The 19,095-nt window shown below is 39.8% G+C and carries 15 protein-coding genes; 3 read left to right on the top strand and 12 right to left on the bottom strand.

Annotation, left to right across the window (positions count from 1 at the left end; all coding sequences use genetic code 11):
• Positions 1 to 37: 37 nt before the first annotated feature.
• Entirely contained in the window at positions 38 to 1,018 is a 981-nt protein-coding gene (locus AC04QZ_RS14265; protein WP_478358291.1) for a polysaccharide deacetylase family protein, read from the top strand.
• A 176-nt stretch (positions 1,019 to 1,194) separates the two neighbouring features.
• Here the strand turns inward: AC04QZ_RS14265 and AC04QZ_RS14260 are convergent, their stop codons facing one another.
• Both AC04QZ_RS14260 and ahcY read right to left on the bottom strand, forming a co-directional pair.
• Complete coding sequence (locus AC04QZ_RS14260; protein WP_478358290.1) at positions 1,195 to 1,536, bottom strand: DUF6370 family protein; 342 nt, start codon at positions 1,534 to 1,536, stop codon at positions 1,195 to 1,197.
• A gap of 295 nt (positions 1,537 to 1,831) precedes the next feature.
• Entirely contained in the window at positions 1,832 to 3,148 is a 1,317-nt protein-coding gene (gene ahcY, locus AC04QZ_RS14255) for an adenosylhomocysteinase (protein ID WP_086549152.1), read from the bottom strand.
• 361 nt (positions 3,149 to 3,509) lie between these two features.
• On the opposite strand from ahcY, the gene AC04QZ_RS14250 reads away from it, so the two are divergent.
• Positions 3,510 to 3,938, top strand: a complete 429-nt coding sequence (locus AC04QZ_RS14250) for a CBS domain-containing protein (RefSeq protein ID WP_086549150.1) — start codon at positions 3,510 to 3,512, stop codon at positions 3,936 to 3,938.
• A 63-nt stretch (positions 3,939 to 4,001) separates the two neighbouring features.
• Here AC04QZ_RS14250 and AC04QZ_RS14245 read toward each other — a convergent pair whose 3' ends face one another.
• The 5 genes from AC04QZ_RS14245 to AC04QZ_RS14225 form a co-directional block, all read right to left on the bottom strand.
• Positions 4,002 to 4,391, bottom strand: a complete 390-nt coding sequence (locus tag AC04QZ_RS14245) for a bactofilin family protein (protein WP_086549149.1) — start codon at positions 4,389 to 4,391, stop codon at positions 4,002 to 4,004.
• A gap of 5 nt (positions 4,392 to 4,396) precedes the next feature.
• Positions 4,397 to 5,233, bottom strand: a complete 837-nt coding sequence (locus AC04QZ_RS14240; protein ID WP_478358289.1) for a M23 family metallopeptidase — start codon at positions 5,231 to 5,233, stop codon at positions 4,397 to 4,399.
• A 320-nt stretch (positions 5,234 to 5,553) separates the two neighbouring features.
• Positions 5,554 to 7,002, bottom strand: coding sequence for a M28 family peptidase (locus tag AC04QZ_RS14235; RefSeq protein ID WP_478358288.1), 1,449 nt, complete (start codon positions 7,000 to 7,002; stop codon positions 5,554 to 5,556).
• Between the two features lie 495 nt (positions 7,003 to 7,497).
• Positions 7,498 to 8,553, bottom strand: a complete 1,056-nt coding sequence (locus AC04QZ_RS14230) for a TerC family protein (RefSeq protein ID WP_478358287.1) — start codon at positions 8,551 to 8,553, stop codon at positions 7,498 to 7,500.
• The gene (locus AC04QZ_RS14225) at positions 8,553 to 9,524 is read right to left on the bottom strand and encodes a polyprenyl synthetase family protein (RefSeq protein ID WP_057931174.1); all 972 of its coding nucleotides are present in this window, start codon (positions 9,522 to 9,524) and stop codon (positions 8,553 to 8,555) included. The genes AC04QZ_RS14230 and AC04QZ_RS14225 overlap by 1 nt, the downstream gene beginning before the upstream one ends.
• Before the next feature lie 291 nt (positions 9,525 to 9,815).
• On the opposite strand from AC04QZ_RS14225, the gene AC04QZ_RS14220 reads away from it, so the two are divergent.
• On the top strand, positions 9,816 to 10,808 hold the full coding sequence (locus AC04QZ_RS14220; RefSeq protein ID WP_086549145.1) for an alpha/beta hydrolase: 993 nt from the start codon (positions 9,816 to 9,818) through the stop codon (positions 10,806 to 10,808).
• Between the two features lie 171 nt (positions 10,809 to 10,979).
• On the opposite strand, the gene AC04QZ_RS14215 is transcribed toward AC04QZ_RS14220, so the two are convergent.
• The 5 genes from AC04QZ_RS14215 to uvrA all read right to left on the bottom strand — a co-directional run bounded on the left by AC04QZ_RS14215 (position 10,980) and on the right by uvrA (position 18,670).
• Positions 10,980 to 11,945, bottom strand: coding sequence for a YpdA family putative bacillithiol disulfide reductase (locus AC04QZ_RS14215; protein WP_478358286.1), 966 nt, complete (start codon positions 11,943 to 11,945; stop codon positions 10,980 to 10,982).
• An 85-nt stretch (positions 11,946 to 12,030) separates the two neighbouring features.
• Complete coding sequence (locus tag AC04QZ_RS14210; protein ID WP_478358285.1) at positions 12,031 to 13,443, bottom strand: MBL fold metallo-hydrolase; 1,413 nt, start codon at positions 13,441 to 13,443, stop codon at positions 12,031 to 12,033.
• Positions 13,444 to 13,681: 238 nt separating this feature from the next.
• A complete protein-coding gene (locus tag AC04QZ_RS14205; RefSeq protein ID WP_086549142.1) occupies positions 13,682 to 14,701 on the bottom strand; it encodes an asparaginase in 1,020 nt (339 codons plus the stop codon).
• A gap of 240 nt (positions 14,702 to 14,941) precedes the next feature.
• On the bottom strand, positions 14,942 to 15,709 hold the full coding sequence (locus AC04QZ_RS14200) for a TatD family hydrolase (RefSeq protein WP_086549141.1): 768 nt from the start codon (positions 15,707 to 15,709) through the stop codon (positions 14,942 to 14,944).
• Between the two features lie 48 nt (positions 15,710 to 15,757).
• A complete protein-coding gene (gene uvrA / locus AC04QZ_RS14195) occupies positions 15,758 to 18,670 on the bottom strand; it encodes an excinuclease ABC subunit UvrA (RefSeq protein WP_478358284.1) in 2,913 nt (970 codons plus the stop codon).
• Positions 18,671 to 19,095: the final 425 nt, after the last annotated feature.

Raw genomic sequence — 19,095 nt, 5'->3', positions numbered from 1 at the left:
ATTTGGCTTAAATTAGAAAGATTTTAAATAAGGAAATATGAAGTTATCTAAATCTTTGCTCCTCACTATTTTTGGTATTTGTTTTTTAAGCATTGAAATTTTTGGACAGAATTTTGATGATGTTAAACGTTACAAAGTAAATTTTGCGGTTGCCACTCATGCTGGCCAAAAACTGATCGGGCTTAGAAGTTTCACCGCAAATAATCAAAAATATTTACTGTTGGTTGATCCTGAAACTTTAGATACAAAAATCGACTTGGCGAGCAATTACACGACAAGTAGTTTACAGTTTCAGAATGTATTGGCGATTTTCAAAAACACCGCATACATTAAATCAATCGAAGCCGCAGCAGCTAAAGATTTACAGCTTCAAAATGCAGGGATCGATCATGCCATACCAAACGAAAAGGGCATAACCTTAACCATCGATCTTTGTCCATCGCATAAAGCTCTCGACAGGATTATTTTTCAATCTGTTTTTGACGAATTTAAAAAGATAGAGCAACCTGCGCCACTCGCAATTTCGGTTTCTGGCAAATGGATGTTAAAACACCAGGATGACCTGAACTGGCTGAAAAGTCTGGTTGCGAAAAAAGAACTGAATATTACCTGGGTAAACCATACCTACAACCACGAGGTAAACAAATTACCTTTAGCTGAAAATTTTCTTTTGGCCCCAGGTACTAATTTAGATGTAGAAGTCTTAGAGAACGAGAAACTGATGATCAGAAATGGCCTGACACCTTCTGTATTTTTTCGTTTTCCAGGTTTGGTATCAGATAAAACTATTGTAGAAAAAATTGAGGCCTATGGATTAATTCCGATTGGAAGTGATGCCTGGCTGGCCAAAGGACAACAGCCAAATGCGGGCAGCATTGTATTGATCCACGGCAATGGAAACGAAGAAATCGGCGTGAAAGATTTTATCCAGTTATTAAAAACCAGGCAGGTAGATGTGAAAACCAAACAATGGTTGCTGTTCGATTTACGACAGGGTTTGGAAAAGGAATTTGAATAACCTGCTTTTTAAATGCAAAGGGCGCATGCCCCTGCTTATGATCGTCATTGCGAGAAGGAACGACAGCCTGTCCCGACCTTTCGGGGAAGCAATCTTAAAAGGATCACTTCACGGCTAAATCATTAAGATTGCTTCGTCGGCCGAAAAAGCCTTCTCGCAATGACGGTTTATTTGAACTATTTCTTAACCGGCAACAACTTGATTTCTTTAGCTTTGAAGCGGTTATTTACGATTTCGCCGGTCACCTCTGCTTTACTTATGGCATTGCAAAAGCCATGTTCGCCATGGGCATCGCCAAAATCGTCGATATTTTTCCCATCAACAAAATGAGGTTTACCATCTATTTTCACGGCCAACTCGCAATCTTTACCTTTCATTTTAAACTGGCATTCGCCACAGGCAATATCTACCGTTTGTTTGGTGATTACTTTTGCTGTTGCAGCTTTTTGAGGTGCGGTTTGCGCATGTGCAGAAACTGCAAATACACCAAGAACTAATGCAAATATTAAATTTTTCATCGTATTTTCTTTTTCCAAATGTAAGTTTTAAGCAGCAAAAGAACCACAATCTGCTGTAAAATAAACCTGATAGAAATGGATATACTTTTTGTTCTGCCTTCGACCATGCTTAGGATGACAACAAAAAGATTGGAATGAATAGCAGGACTGAAAGCTCCGAAGAGCAATGAACTTACGTTTTCAAAAAACAACTAAGGACACCCTCCGATAAACCGGAGGAAATAAAAAAGGGATATGCAAATCTGCACATCCCTCTTAAAATATCGACTCCAGACTCTCGACTGAAGACTCAGGACTAATACCTGTAAGTATCTGCTTTGAACGGACCTTCTACCGGTACACCGATATAATCAGCTTGGTGTTGATCCAAAACATCTAATTCTACACCGATTTTTTCTAAGTGTAAACGGGCAACTTTTTCATCTAAATGTTTAGGCAAAGTATAAACCTTGTTTTCGTAAGCAGCAGTGTTGGTCCAAAGCTCTAACTGAGCCAAAGTTTGGTTAGTAAACGAGTTACTCATTACAAAACTTGGGTGTCCAGTTGCGCAACCTAAGTTAACTAAACGACCTTCAGCTAAGATGATCACATCTTTACCATCAATGGTATATTTATCAACCTGAGGTTTAATTTCCACTTTAGTATCGCCATAAGCACCGTTTAACCAAGCCATATCGATTTCGTTATCGAAGTGACCAATGTTACAAACAATCGCTTTATCTTTTAATGCCCTGAAGTGTTGTTCGCGAACGATATCACAGTTACCAGTGGTGGTTACCACGATATCTGCTTCTTTAATTGCAGTAGCTAATTTTTTCACTTCGTAACCTTCCATTGCAGCCTGTAGAGCACAGATTGGATCAATTTCAGTCACAATAACACGTACACCTTGTGAGCTTAACGATTCTGCAGAACCTTTACCCACATCGCCATAACCGCAAACCACAGCCACTTTACCAGCCATCATTACATCAGTTGCACGACGGATCGCATCAACCAACGACTCACGACATCCGTATTTGTTATCGAATTTAGATTTAGTTACCGAATCGTTCACGTTAATTGCAGGTAGGTGCAATGTTCCGTTTTTCATTCTTTCGTACAAACGGTGAACACCAGTAGTGGTTTCTTCTGATAAACCTTTAATGGCTGCAATTAGCTCAGGATATTTATCAAAAACCATGTTGGTTAAATCGCCACCATCATCCAAAATCATGTTTAATGGTTGTTGCTCCGGACCGAAGTGTAAAGTTTGCTCAATACACCAGTCGAATTCTTCTTCATTTAAACCTTTCCAGGCATAAACCTGAATACCAGCAGCAGCAATTGCAGCAGCAGCATGATCCTGAGTAGAAAAAATATTGCAAGATGACCAGGTAACTTCAGCACCCAGTGCAGTTAATGTTTCGATTAATACAGCCGTTTGGATGGTCATGTGCAGACAACCTGCAATACGCGCACCTTTTAACGGTTGTGTTGGACCGAATTCTTTACGTAAACTCATTAAACCTGGCATTTCTGCTTCGGCTAATCCGATTTCTTTACGGCCCCATTCTGCCAGTGAAATGTCCTTAACTTTGTAAGGGATATAAGTTGTCTCTACTGATGACATAATTATTTGTTTTTAAATGTGATGCAAAGTTACCACATCCCTTTGTGAAAGCCAAATAATTAAAAGCACAAGGTGGTTTACGGATTGTAAAATCTATTTACGATTATATTCAAAATCTTATGGCCAAGCCGGAATACACCTGAAGAGATAGCCCATAATTTGAAAAGCAAAACCAGCAGTACTTAGGTCAGGTTCTGCCCTGCCATACACTATAGCTCCGATGAGAAATCGGAGGCTGACGTTCTTGTCAGGTTTAGGTTACATAAAACTGTGCTCCGTTTGTAAAGCGGAGATCAACCTAAAATAAAACTTTGATATCCAGCTAATTATTTCTTAAATTGTTATAATCAAATTAACAGTTATGAAAAGCGTAAAACACTTGTTAGATACCAAACAGGTACGAATTATCTCGGTATCAGAAAATATTTCTGTTTTAGATGCCTTAAAAGTAATGACAGAAAAGAACATCAGCGCGGTATTGGTCATGGAAAACGACCGGCTGCATGGCATTTTTACGGAACGCGATTACGCCCGGAAGATTATCCTTCAGGGTAAATCATCAAAAGATACCCTGATTAAAGAAGCCATGACGGCCAGCCCGATTACGATTAATTTAAGCGACAGTATTGATTATTGCATGGAGCTGATGACCGATAAACACATCCGCCATTTACCTGTTGTAGAAAATAACGAAGTAAAAGGAATGGTTTCCATCGGTGATGTGGTTAAATTTATCATTGCTGATCAAAAACAGACCATTTCGCAGCTGGAAAGCTATATTAGCGGCTAGTGCTGATACTAGTAATATTGCTGTCTAATTTTGGTTGGTGAGACACCAACCAATAGATAGGGCCTAAACTTTTGCCGCAACTTTATCTTCTGTTTTGCTGGATTGGTGCATTTCCAATTTTCCGTTGTACTGTGCGCCCAGCTCAATTTCCAGGGTATCTGTTTTAATGTCGCCATTAACTTTACCTGTCTTTTTTATTTCCAGGTTTTGGGTTTTTACGTTTCCGTTAACGGTACCATAAATAATGGCAGAGCCCGTTTGGATATCGCCTTTAATCATGCCCTTTTCGCCTAAAACAATACCACCTTCCACATTAACGTTTCCAATTACAGTGCCATCGATCCTGATTACTGCTTTTCCCTTTAATTCGCCGGTAATGGTAAAGCCAAGGCCGATTAGCGTTGAAATTTCTTGCTGGTTTAAGTCTTTAATTTGGTTGTTTTTCTTGAACATGTTTCTTACAAGGTTAAAAAGGATCTTGGATTGATAACTTTACCGTTTTTGTGTACTTCATAATGTAAATGCGGGCCGGTTGATCGCCCTGTTGAACCGGCTTTGCCAATGTTGTGGCCGGCTATTACATTCTCATCAACCTTTACCAAAATTTTAGAGAGGTGGCCGTAATAGGTTTCGAAGCCATTGCCATGTTTAATCACAATGCAATTGCCATAACCGCCTCGTCGTCCGGCAAAAATAACTTTGCCATTTGCTGTACTTTTTACAATGTCGCCATAATTAGCCCTGATATCGAGCCCTTTGTGTGTCTCTACATTTTCGCCACTGAAAGGATTTTCACGGTGACCATATCCTGAGGTAATGGTACCTAAATGCGGGTAACCCATTGGGGTATAAGCTACGTTGTAAGCAATTTTACTCAGGTAGTTATCGTAAAATTCGCCGATCTCCTCAGCCGATAAGATCTCATCACTTTCTTCTCCACCTTCGTTACCTGTTAAAATTGGCTTTAGTCCTCTTGCCTTTAAATATTTGTTTATGGTCAGCAGTTTTTTATCGATCGATTGATAATGCTTTTTTAGCGAAGAAGTATCGATAACCGATAATTTGTCTTTACTTTTTAAAAGTGCCATTTCGAGTTTATACTTGGCGAGTTCGATGCTGGAATTACTTCGGACGAGGTAAAATATACTCGCAATGAGGATTAAAAATAGGCCAAGAATACCTAAAATATACTTTTTCCAGTGTACGACATAAGCTGTTGGAACTTGGATGGGTTTGCTTGAACTTTGATTTTTATTTACAAAAATTACGGTTGTTTTGTTCCGTTTTCTGTTCATTTTTACTCAGATTTTTTGTTTGGGACTAAAACAAATATATGACTAACAACCACATAGTCAAAAACTAAGTCCCGTTTTAACACTTTCAGGAATAAAAATAACAATGCTTTAACATCGATTTAAGCTTCACTATGTGGCTTATGCAAGTTTAAATACGGGTGTGTAACATTTAAGTGGCTTACATTGTAAACTATTTAGTAATGGTTAAAACGAGTGCACAAAGAAAGATTTTCCACTACGATCGAAAAATGACGGATGATCTTGCGCCAATTAATTATTATATCTGTGCAAACCCAATAGCTATATAATCAACCTAACGGTTATTTCCACCTCCACTCGCCGGCAATACTCAAGGGCTCCTTTAGGTTCTGCGACTCCAAGAAAGTTCTTAATTCTTCTTCACCCTGTACACCAACAGGAATTTTCGGGGTATTGGCTAAAGCGTAAGTTAACATGGCACTGTAACGAACGGTATTTTTAAGTTCCTGCTCATCTACCAGTTTAAAGCTATCACCATCTGAGTGATAAAATGGGCCAGAGTTGTTTGGCAGTTTACCACCAAAACCGCCGCCAGTAGGGATACCTTCTAACATAAATGGCTGGTGATCGCTATGTAAACCTGCACCTGCATTAAACAGATTTTTGAAACCGGTATCTATTTTCACAATATCAGTACCCCAAGCGGTAAATAATTCTTTCATTTCTGCTCTTGAGGTAGAAAAACCCTTAGGATCGTTGGTCATATCGTAGTTCAACATAAACTTCACCTGGTTTAAGGTTTTGTCTTTTTTAGCCTGATCGATATAAGCTTTAGAACCTAACAAGCCTTGCTCTTCGCCCATAAACAGCACAAATTCTACCGTACGTTTGGTTTTTAAATTCAGCTTTTTAAAAGTACGTGCCATGTCCATAATGGCAAAAGAACCTATTCCATTGTCGATTGCGCCTGTTGATAAATCCCAGCTATCTAAATGTCCGCCCACTACAATTTTATCTTTAGGTAATTCGGTCCCTTTGAAGGTAGCCACTACGTTTCTGGCTTTGATCAAACCAGAGAAATTGGTCATAGCAATGTGCGCGATCTGTGGCTGCGATTTAATTTTTTCCTTCAAAGCCGTACCATCTTCCAGTCCAATACAAATAGCCGGTATGGAGATTAATTTACCAGTTACCGAAGCGGTTCCGGTTAAAAGTACGCCACCTTTTACGGTATTGATGATGATGACACCAATTGCACCATATTTTGTGGCAATGGCCGTTTTTTCTGATCGGTGCAATGACTTGGTTCCGGCTGGAGAGCCTGGCAACACCCCTAAATAAATCAGGGCGATTTTACCTTTAAACTTCTCCGGACTGGCCTGATAATCTGCTTCCAGTCCATTACCCGCATCTACAATATCGCCTGTAACATCTGCACTCACCGGCGAATGTGCTAGCGTAACGGCCTTCATTTTAGTCAGGCTGTTTTTATCTTGACCAATTTCTACACTGATGGTTTTCCTTGCCCAGCTTTCGACTTCAAACGGTTGGAATTTCACTTCACAACCATAAGATTTTAATAAATCGAAAGCGTACTGCTCTGCTTTTGCGCCGTTTGCAGAACCTGTTAAACGATGACCGATGGTTTCGGTTTCATATTTAAGTGTTTGATAAGCTTTTGAGTTTTGCTGAACATCAGTATTAATTTTGGCAAAAACATCACCGAATTTATCCTGGGCATTTGCAAATAAAGCGGTACAAAGAAGCGCTGCAGAGAAAAGATATTTCATTAAGAATAATAGTTTATCTGCTGAAAGTACAAATTTTAGCATGAGATTGCTAGCTGTAACGTATATTTTGCTTTTGGGTAATATCAGAAAAGTATATTTTTATCCCAAGAAAAAGAATTAACAGTCTTTTCCCCATCCACAACCATGCCTCGGCTCACCGCCGCCGACGGGCTCTTTCTTTTCCCTTGATAGAAAAGAAACAAAAGATCAAGGCTTGCATCCTTTCTTGTTAAAAACTACAAAAATCTCAATTGCGACAGTCTATAGGCTCTTTCCTAACCTCGTTGCCATCACACTCGCTTAAACACTGCCTTGGCCTGTGGAAGTATTAGTGAAACTGCAAAGATTTTTGTGCTTTTTCCTACGAAAATCTGCCAGGCCACACAGCAAAGTACAGTTACCTCACCTAATGCTTTGCACCATAAAAAGCTTGAATGCACTAAGGTGACTTAGGTGGTCAAAATATTTTAGCAGTAAATACCTTTGATGATAGCCTTAAGGCTTTACATGCACTTTTTTCTTTGGGAAAGCCAGCGAAGCCACAATACTAATCACCAGGATACTCAGAATCACGATTAATGAATGTTCGGTAGTGAAACCCCATTTCTCCAGATAGGTATGCCCCAACATTTTCACCCCAATAAATGCCAATAACACGGCTAATCCGGTTTTTAAATAGTGGAATTTATGGATGATATTAACCAACAGGAAGAACATAGAACGTAAACCCATGATGGCAAAAATATTAGAAAAGAATACGATGTAAGGATCTTTTGTTACCGCAAAAATAGCTGGAATAGAATCGACCGCGAATAACAGATCGGTAAATTCAACAATCAGCAGCACCAAAAATAGTGGCGTAACTAGTGTTTTATGGTTAATTTTTACGAAGAACTTTTTCCCCTCGTACTTAGGGTGGATAGAAAATATTTTCGAAGCCCACTTAACCACGGGATGATTTTCGGGATCAATCTTATCATCTTCATCTTTACTGAAGAACATTTTTACGCCCGTAAAAACAAGGAAAGCGCCAAATAAATATAGTATCCAGGCAAATTTTGCAATCAGTGCCGCACCGACAAAAATGAAGATGAAACGCATAATAATGGCACCCAGGATACCCCAGAACAATACGCGGTGATAATATTTTTCTTCAACGGCAAAGGCAGAAAAAACGAGTACAATTACGAAGATATTATCTACAGAAAGTGCATACTCAATTACATAACCCGTCAAAAATTCTAAGCCGAGGTTTTGCCTATAAATCGCTAAACTGCCTTCAAAATCATCAGGAAGCAGCTTAATATGATGCTGATGGTTAATTACAATTTCCCTGAGGTGTGCAAAATCTTTTATTCCATGGAGCTGATGCCCTTCGGTTAATAAGATAAAGTAAAAACCGATAGCCAAAGCCACCATGATTAAACTCATGATGCCGGCTTGTTTTAAGCTCACTACATGCTCTTTCCTGCTAAAAAGACCAAGGTCTAAAGCGAGAATAAGCGCAATAAAAAGAAGAAAACCTAAGCTAAAAAGTAATTCGTTACCCATTATTTTTTACGTTCAGTGGTGTACAGTACAAGTTGTTCTAAACCAGTTCGTGCTTCGCCTGCCTCAAAACTATGCAGAATATCAAATGCTTCTTTCTGGTATTCCAGCATTTTCTGGTTGGCATAATACACACCTTCGTGGGCATTTACGAAATCGATGATCTGCTGAATTTTAACCGGATCGTCCTGGTGGTTTTTCACCAGGTTGATTATTTTTTTACGTTCCGTTTTTTCGGCTTTATTCAGTGCATAAATTAAAGGCAGCGTTACTTTCTTCTCTTTAATATCAATTCCCAAAGGTTTACCTACATCATCCGTCCCGAAATCGAAAGTATCGTCTTTAATCTGAAAGGCGATTCCTACTTTTTCTCCAAACAGACGCATTTTTTCTATTGTTTCATCATCCGCACCTGCCGAAGCAGCACCCGCAGCACAACAGGAAGCAATTAAAGAAGCCGTTTTCTGCCGGATCACATCAAAATATAAATCTTCCGAAATATCCATCCTCCGCACCTTTTCTACCTGCAGCAATTCGCCCTCACTCATCTGTTTCACCGCTTCCGATACAATCTGTAACAAACGGTGTTCGTTATTGTTTACCGAAAGCAACAATCCTTTAGCCAGCAGGTAATCGCCAACCAAAACGGCAATCTTGTTTTTCCATAAAGCATTAATAGAGAAAAAACCACGGCGTTCGTAAGCATTATCTACCACATCATCATGCACTAAAGTAGCGGTATGTAAAAGCTCTACCAAAGCAGCTCCGCGATGCGTTGATTCTGTAATTCCACCGCATAGTTTAGCCGCAAAAAATACGAACATTGGTCGCATTTGTTTGCCCTTTTGCTTTACAATATAATGGGTAATCCTATCCAGCAACGGTGCGTCGCTATGCATAGATTCTTTAAAGGTTTTTTCAAACGCTTTAATATCAGCAGCAATAGGTGTTTTTATCTGTTCGATTCCCGGCATTAAGTCGAAAAATTTTGATTGCAAACTTAAGCTAATTTCCCATAAAAAGGTAATGTGTAGTTGTATTATTCAGCATTTGAAAAGCAATAGCCGTAATCCTGATCATCTTTCGTCCTGCTATTGCCCATAGTCCTCGCCCTCATGCTTCGGACTGCGGGCTATTTGGCGCTATCAGGTTTAATTACGAAGGGTTTTGCGGACAAAGCCTTTCCATACAATAATTAATTCCTCAAAAATATTAGCTTTATTTAATTTCAAATTTTACATTTAAACCAACATTCGGTGCCGCATATGAAAAAACGCTACAAAGTACTTATTGGCCTTTCGGCATTAATTGTTGCAGGCTATTTAATGGGACCAAAACCTAAAAAACCGGTTTACAACAAAGAACTTAGCCAGGTTCCCGATCTGGAAGATTTAGACCGTTATGTGGCCAGTATCGAATCGATGCACAAAATCAAACCAGGCAACGAAGCCGAAATCATCTGGGCCGATAGTCTTCATCAGCAAACCGAATATGCCATTGTTTACCTTCATGGTTTCTCCGCATCAAAAACAGAAGGCAATCCGGTCCATTTAAATTTAGCCAAAGAATTAAATGCGAATTTATACCTCGCCCGGCTGGCCGACCACGGCATTGATACGCTTGCGCCTATGCAATATTTTACCGCCGATCGCCTTTGGGAAACCAGTAAACAGGCTTATGCCATTGGCAAAAAACTGGGCAAAAAAGTAATTCTGGTGGGTACTTCTACCGGCGGAACGGTAGCCTTAAAATTAGCGGCAACCTATCCGGAGATTAACAGTTTAATCTTGTTATCGCCAAATGTGGCCATTAATGATAAAAATGCGTGGCTCCTGAATAACCCCTGGGGTTTGCAAATCGCCCGAAAAGTGGTGGGTGGCGATGAACGCAAAGTAGACGACCGCACCGACGAATATAAAAAATACTGGTACACCAATTACCGCCTCGAATCGTTAGTCGAGCTGGAAGAATTTATTGAGAGCAGCATGGTAAAAGCAACTTTCCAAAAGGTAAAGCAGCCCGTATTAATGCTCTATTACTACAAAAATGAACTCGAACAAGATCCTGTAGTCCGTGTAGATGCCATGCTGAAAATGTTTGATGAACTCGGTACGCCGAATAATTTAAAAAGAAAACAAGCCATACCAAACGCAGGAAATCATGTAATGGGCTCGTATATTACTTCGAAGGATTTACCAGGTGTAGAAAAGGCGATTGAAGGTTTTGTGGGGAGTACGCTGAAAGTGCCAGTACATTGATTATAATTATGATTTCCAAAGAGGGGTCGTCACCCTAAATTTATTTCAGGGTCTGTATAACGGGAAAGATGCTGAAACAAGTTCAGCATGACGATCGGATTAGAGATATAGGCTTAAGAGACTTACGAAGTTTTTCCATCGCTAATCCTCTGGCTAAACTTCGTAAGAAATTTAACCCAAAATATTTTTCACGATCATTTCGGCGTGAACTCTTGAGTTTTCGATAAAAAGTTTGTGCGTATCCAACCCACCACAAACTACACCCGCCAAATACAAACCTTTTACGTTGGTTTCCATAGTTTCTTCGTTATAAGCCGGGCAAAGTGTTTCGGGCAATTCGACACCAAATTTTCTTAGCATGCTAAAATCTGGCTGATAACCCGTCATCGCAATTACAAAATCGTTTGGAATGGTTTTTATCCCTTCTGGTGTTTTGATGTCTACTTCTCCCGCTCTTATTTCAAGCAACTCGGAGTTGAAAAGTGCTTTAACTTCTCCTTCTTTAATCCTGTTCTGGATATCCGGTCGTACCCAATATTTAACATGAGGGCCCAGATCGCCACTGCGAACCACCATCGTTACGTTTGCACCTTTCCGGTAAGTTTCTAAAGCAGCATCTACACCTGAATTATTGGCACCAACCACTACCACATTCTGGAAGGCGTATAAATGTGGGTCTTTATAATAGTGTGTCACTTTTGGCAGGTCTTCTCCCGGAATATTCATCAATAAAGGAACATCATAAAAACCGGTCGCCACAATTACATTATTGGCCGTATAATCCGTTTTTGTAGTCTTGATTTCGAAAACATCGCTATCGTTTTTAAGCACCTGCTTTACACTTTCGAAAAGATGGATGTTTAAATCAAACTTTTCAGCCACACGGCGATAATATTCAACCGCTTCATTTCTGTTAGGTTTCGGACTAATGGTTACGAAAGGTACGCCTCCAATTTCTAATTTTTGAGAAGTAGAAAAGAAGGTCATAAATACAGGATAGTTGAACAAGCTGTTCACCAAAGCACCTTTCTCTACAATTACATAACTTAAGTTTGCCTTTTGAGCTTCAATAGCGCACGCCATACCTATTGGGCCGGCACCGATAATTAATACGTCGTAATGATTTTGATTTGCCAAATGGTTATATCTTAGGTTGTCATTCTGAGCCTGTCGAAGAACCTTGATGGCATTTCGACAAGCTCAATGTGACAATTGCTTGTTATTAAATTTTCATTGCTTTACTCGGGCATGCAAAATCGGTTCTTTTTAAACCGGTATTTTTAATTGCACCATAACCGCCAGCAATATCGATTACATTTTCTACCCCACGCGATTTTAAAATAGATGAGGCAATCATCGAGCGGTAGCCACCTGCACAGTGAATGTAATATGTAGCTTTTGGATTGATCTCGCCAGTCCAGTCGTTTATAAAATCTAACGGGCGGCTCAGCGTAAATTCCAGATGCTCTGATTCATATTCACCGGGTTTACGCACATCCAGCGCCGTAATTTCTCCGTTAAGACTGGCTGCTTCAAATGCCGCTGCAGAGATAGATTGAATGGTATCAATTTCCTTACCGGCATCTGTCCATCTTTCGAAACCACCATCTAAATAACCAATGGTACTGTCATAACCTACGCGTGTTAAACGGGTAATGGTTTCTTCTTCTTTACCCTGATCAGTAATCAATAAAATCGGCTGCTGTAAATCGGTAATTAAAGCACCAACCCAAGGCGCAAATTGTCCGTTAAGACCAATATTGATCGAATTTGGAATAAATCCCTTAGCAAAAACCTGCGGGTCGCGGGTATCCAGCATAATGGCACCGGTTTGGTTTGCCGTATCTTCAAATTGCTGAGGTGTTAAAGCATTTAAACCTTTTTCATAAACCTCATCAATACTTTCTACACCACCTTTATTAATGGCTGCATTTTTGGCGAAATATTGCGGTGGCGGCATAATGCCATCCGTTACTTCTGCAATAAACTGCTCTTTGGTTGTCGCTTTTAAAGCGTAATTTACTTCTTTCTGATGCCCTAAAGTATCGAAAGTTTCTTTACTCATGCTTTTACCACAGGCAGAACCTGCGCCGTGTGCCGGGTAAACAATTACATCATCCGCTAAAGGTTTTATTTTCTCATTCAACGAATCGTAAAGCATTCCTGCCAGATCTTCCATCGTTAAATGGCCTTTCTGTGCTAAATCCGGGCGACCAACATCACCAATAAATAAGGTATCGCCACTAAAAATACAGTGATCTTTTCCATTTTCATCGGTTAACAGATAAGTGGTCGATTCTAAAGTATGTCCGGGGGTGTGTAATGCAGTTATAGTTAGTTTACCGATTTTAAACTGCTCGCCATCTTTGGCCATGTGCGATTTAAATTCTGTTTTAGCCGTTGGGCCATAGATAATTTCGGCACCAGATTTCTCTGCGAGATCTACGTGGCCAGAAACAAAATCGGCATGAAAATGCGTTTCGAAAATATATTTTATGGTTGCTCCTGCTTTTTCGGCCTTCCTTAAATAAGTATCAACCTCTCTTAGCGGATCAATAATTGCAGCCTCGCCATCACTTTCGATGTAATAAGCGGCTTCTGCCAGGCAACCTGTATATATTTGTTCTATTTTCATGTTTAATAAGTATCGAGTTGTTAAGGATCAGGTATCAAGACATCACCTTTCGCCTTAAACCCTACACCTTATACCTCTTTGCTAGCAAAAATAAGGCTAAATACTTATAACCGAAATGATGTTGGTCATAATTGCAGAAGTTTTACTTATGGTAATACAAAACGGCTAACTACAAATAGCCAACTGCAATTGATTTGGGCGTTTTTTTGTTGGTCGGGATTACAAATCCCGACTAACGCTAATCTTTAGTCAGCTCTCCACGCAACGATTCTTCCATTAATTTACGGCTTTCTTCTATGGATAAACCTAAGCCCATAACGAACATTAATTTGGTTACCGTAGCTTCGAAAGTTAAATCATAACCACTTAAAATACCCATCTTCAATAGTTCTCTACTGGTTTCGTAGCGGCCTAGCTGAACCGAACCTTTTTTACATTGAGAAATATCGATAATGATCTTCCCATTCAAAATAGCCTGACGCAGACTATCTAAAAACCATTGCGCCGTTGTGGTATTGCCAGAGCCAAAAGTTTCTAAGATAATGGCATCTACTTTCGAATCGGTTATCGCCTGAACGGCTTGTGGTGTTATGCCAGGATATAATTTCAGCACGCCGATATTTGAATTAAAATTGGTGTGCAATTTCAATTCCCCTTCGGTAGCTTTTAAGATATAATTTCTATGGAATTGCAGGTGAACACCTGCTTCGGCAAGTATCGGGTAATTTGGCGAGCGGAAAGCCTCGAACTTTTCGCTGTTGTATTTGATGGAGCGGTTACCCCTGAATAATTGTGCATCAAAATAAATGCAGACTTCCGGAAAAAGGGCTTTTCCATCTTCCTTGGTGGCTGCAATTTCTAAAGCAGTAATTAAGTTCTCTTTAGCGTCTGTCCTGATTTCGCCAATTGGAAGCTGAGATCCGGTTAACACCACAGGTTTAGCCAGATTTTCGAGCATAAAGCTCAATGCCGAAGCCGTAAAAGCCATGGTATCAGATCCGTGGAGAATCACAAAACCATCGTACGCATCATATTTGTGATAAACAAGTTCAGCTAAGGTTTTCCATATTTCAGGATCCATGTTTGACGAATCCAATACCGGATTGAAGGAATGCACATCTAAATCGTAATCTAAACGGCTTAACTCAGGAACGTTTTCTTTTATCTGCTGAAAATCAAATGGAATTAACATCCCATTTGTAGGATCGTTAACCATACCGATGGTTCCACCGGTATAAATTATAAGTATTTTGGTCATTTGGTTGGTGAAGGTTGCTCACCACAAAGAAACTAAAAAATTACAAATGGCGAGTCTGTATTTTTAATTTAGCAACAAAAAAGCCAAAAATCGTTAATATATTGCCAATATAATAAATTTTAAGCCATCATTTTACAATACAAGAAATTCACTACAGTTGTTATCCTGAACTTGTTTCAAAATCTGGCTATAAAGATGCTGAACTAAATTCAGCATGACGGCCAAGTAATAAATTAATGTTTAAACTCCGAAAATTTTCTTCGAGTTCTCAGTAGTTACATCTGCAATTTCTTCCATAGAAACGCCGTAAATATCGGCCAGTTTTTGGGCTACATAAATCAAATAACTACTCTCATTTGGTTTACCACGGAAAGGAACCGGAGCCAGATAAGGCGAATCTGTTTCTAAAACCAGGTTAGTCAAAGGAATTTCGGATAATACCAGGTCCAATCCGGCTTTTTTATAAGTAACCACGCCACCAATACCTAAATAGAAATTTAAGTCGATGGCCTGCTTTGCCTGCGCTAAATTGCCGGTAAAACAATGGAATATCCCGCGTAGTTTTTCGTCCCTTTCACTTTCCAACAATTCGAAAACCTCATCAAAAGCTTCGCGGCAATGGATCACAATCGGCAAACCTAAATCTTTTGCCCAGCCAATCTGTTTGCGAAAAGCATCTTGCTGAATCGCCAAAGTAGTTTTATCCCAGTATAAATCGATGCCAATTTCGCCAATGGCATAAATTTTACGCCCGGAAATACTGTTGTAAATTTCGTCTAATTGGCTGAGGTAATCTTCTTTCACATCACAAGGGTGCAAACCAGCCATGGCAAAACAGTTTGCCGGATATTTCGCGACCAGATCATCAATCATGGCAATCGATTTCACATCAACATTGGGCAAAAACAAACGGTTAACGTCGTTCTCAAAACAGCGCTCCATCAATTGCTTCTGTTTTTCCGCATCTTGCTCGTAATATAAATGGGTATGGGTATCGGTGAAAATCATGTGTATAATGTAAAATGGGTAATGTAAGATGGAAGATGTAATGATTAGTTATTTCTTCTTCCTGGAGGCTTTGACTTCGGACTTCGGACTATTGACTCCCGACTCTTCAAACCCCTTCTCCCAATCCATTTCCTTTTTCAAAAATTTTCCGGTTAAGCTGATCGGATTCTGGATTAAACCCTCCGGTGTACCTTCGAATAAAATCCTTCCGCCACCAGCACCGCCTTCTTCACCTAAATCGATTACCCAATCGGCTACTTTCACCACATCTAAGTTATGTTCGATTACCAAAATGGTATTTCCTTTATCAACCAGTTCTTGTAACACGCCCAAAAGCACATTAATATCTTCGAAGTGAAGTCCGGTTGTAGGTTCATCTAATATGTAGAAGGTTTTTCCGGTGTCTTTTTTAGAAAGTTCGGTAGCCAGTTTAACACGCTGGGCCTCTCCTCCTGATAAGGTAACCGACGATTGCCCCAAAGTAATGTAACCTAAACCAACATCTTTCAATGTTTTAATCTTCCTGTAGATGATGGGGATATTTTCGAAGAAATTACAGGCATCTTCGATACTCATGTCCAGCACATCACTAATCGATTTTCCGCGGAAACGAACTTCTAAAGTTTCCCTGTTATATCTTTTCCCACCACACTCTTCGCAAGGCACCTGCACATCAGGCAAGAAATTCATTTCGATTACCTTTAAACCTGCACCCTGACAGGTTTCGCAGCGACCACCCTTTACGTTAAAAGAGAAACGACCCGGCTTGTAACCACGGATTTTTGCCTCAGGCAACTGCACGAACAGATTTCTGATGTCAGAAAACACTCCCGTATAAGTAGAAGGATTTGAGCGTGGCGTTCTGCCGATAGGTGCCTGATCAATTTCAATTACCTTATCAATTTCTTTTAATCCGTTAATTTTCTCGTAAGGCAAAGGCTGTTTTTTCGCCCTGAAGAAATGATGATTTAAAATAGGATACAAAGTTTCGGTAATCAAACTCGATTTACCACTACCCGAAACACCTGTTACGGCAATAAATTTACCCAAAGGAAAATCTACCGAAACCTCTTTTAAGTTATGCCCGGTAGCTTTAACAATAGACAGTTTATGTCCATTGCCTTTTCTACGGGTTTTTGGTGTTTCAATTTTCTTTCTGCCGTTGAGGTAATCGGCGGTTAAAGTTTTCGATTTTAAAATATGTGCTGCAGTCCCTTCTGCCACTACTGTTCCGCCATGAATTCCTGCTCCCGGACCAACATCAATTACCCAATCGGCTTCCAAAATCATATCCTTATCGTGCTCTACCACCAAAACGGTGTTTCCAAGATCACGAAGATTTTTAAGTGCATTAATCAACCGTTCGTTATCACGCTGGTGCAAACCGATACTTGGCTCGTCGAGGATGTACATGACGTTCATCAACTGCGAGCCGATCTGTGTAGCCAAACGGATCCTTTGCGCCTCGCCACCAGAAAGCGTGCGCGCTGTACGATCTAAAGTTAAATAAGTTAAACCCACATCAGTTAAAAACCCAATTCTGGCTTTAATTTCCTTTAAAATTTCCTTTGCAATAATATTCTGGCGATCGGTAAGGCGTTCGTCTACTTTTTCAAACCAGCTATGCAGGTTAAAAATATCCATTGATGACAGTTCGAAAATATTCTTACCGTCAACCTTGAAATGCAGACTTTCTTTTTTCAGCCTAGCACCATTACACTCCGGGCAGGTTTTCAGTTTACGGAAAGTCTCCATATCATCAACCGCAGCTTCGCCTCTTTTTTCGTTCTGCTCTTCGAGCATCTTAATAATACCATCAAAAGTGATATTATAATTCTGAACATTCCATTTATTATATTCAACAGCCACATTGATCAGGTCATGTGTACCATTTAAGATAATATTGATCACTTCATCGCCCAGTTTTTCGATCGGGGTAGAAAGCGAGAAATTATATTTTTTAGCCAGGGCCTTTAACACCTGAAACATCCAGATGTCTCTATATTCGCCCAGTGGCGCTAAACCACCATTTAAAATACTCAGTTTGGGGTTCGGAATCACCGATTCTTTATCCACTACGAAGATATATCCTAAACCATCGCAACGTTCGCAGGCCCCATATGGCGAGTTGAATGAAAAACTGTTCGGCTGAGGCTCATCGTAAGAAATACCCGTGGTTGGGCACATTAAAAACTTACTGAAATGTGCAACGTTATTGTCTTTATCACTGATTTTAATTACGCCCTTACCCATCTTCATCGCAATCTGCAATGAATCGAGCAAGCGTTTTTTATCTTTAACATCAATAATCAGGCGGTCAATCACCACTTCGATATCGTGGATTTTATAACGATCTACCTGCATTTTAGCGGTAATATCTTTTATTTCACCATCTATTCGAACCTTTACATAACCTTGCTTACGAATCTGCTCAAAAAGCTCGCGATAATGCCCCTTTCTGCCTTTTACAACAGGCGCAAGGATATTTACGGCTACCCCATCAAATTTATTAAAGATATTCTGCAAGATCTGGTCTTCGCTCATGCGCTCCATCTTTTCGCCAGTATTGTATGAATAGGCATCGGCAACACGTGCATAAAGCAAGCGCATAAAATCATAAATCTCGGTGATGGTACCTACGGTAGAGCGTGGATTTTTACTGGTGGTTTTTTGCTCAATGGCAATAACCGGACTCAGTCCAGAAACCTTATCTACATCAGGACGCTCCATCCCACCCATAAACTGACGGCTGTAAGCGCTAAATGTTTCCATATAACGGCGCTGTCCTTCTGCATAAATGGTATCAAAAGCCAGTGAAGATTTACCGCTACCACTTAAACCTGTTATAACAACAAGTTGGTTGCGCGGAAAACTGACATCTATATTCTTTAAATTATGTACCCTCGCACCATATACTTCTACATCTTTTTGCTCACCGAGGTCGACAGATTTATTGCTCATATTTTATTAAAAGTTGGAGGCAAAATTGAGCCTTTAAAAAGACAAAATTTCAATCCGCAAAAATGCTAAAAATTTTATCAAAATGAAAGTCAAAACCAATCTTGATTAAGGATTAATTGTCATAATCTCAACTTCTATTTCTAAGAAAATCAGAGGTAAAGAGAAGAAACAAATTAAAAGCGTAAAAAAAGTTTTCACCCTACCTCACAAACGCTTAAAATGATGCAATGGTTTTATATTTTGAAGAAAAACCGCCAACAGCCAATATCCAGCGCTAGCTTTATATAAGTGATAACATAGATAAATTTTATCCCTGATTTTTTAAGGCCATTGTTCAAAGCGGAATCTAACCAACATATTAAAAGGTCTCTCGTCTCTGTTTTCGCTCCACTGGAAATGACGATGCCACTGCGGGCACGACGCTA

The sequence above is a fragment of the Pedobacter folensis genome (genome assembly GCF_056490665.1).
This window is presented reverse-complemented; position numbering and strand designations above follow the sequence as displayed.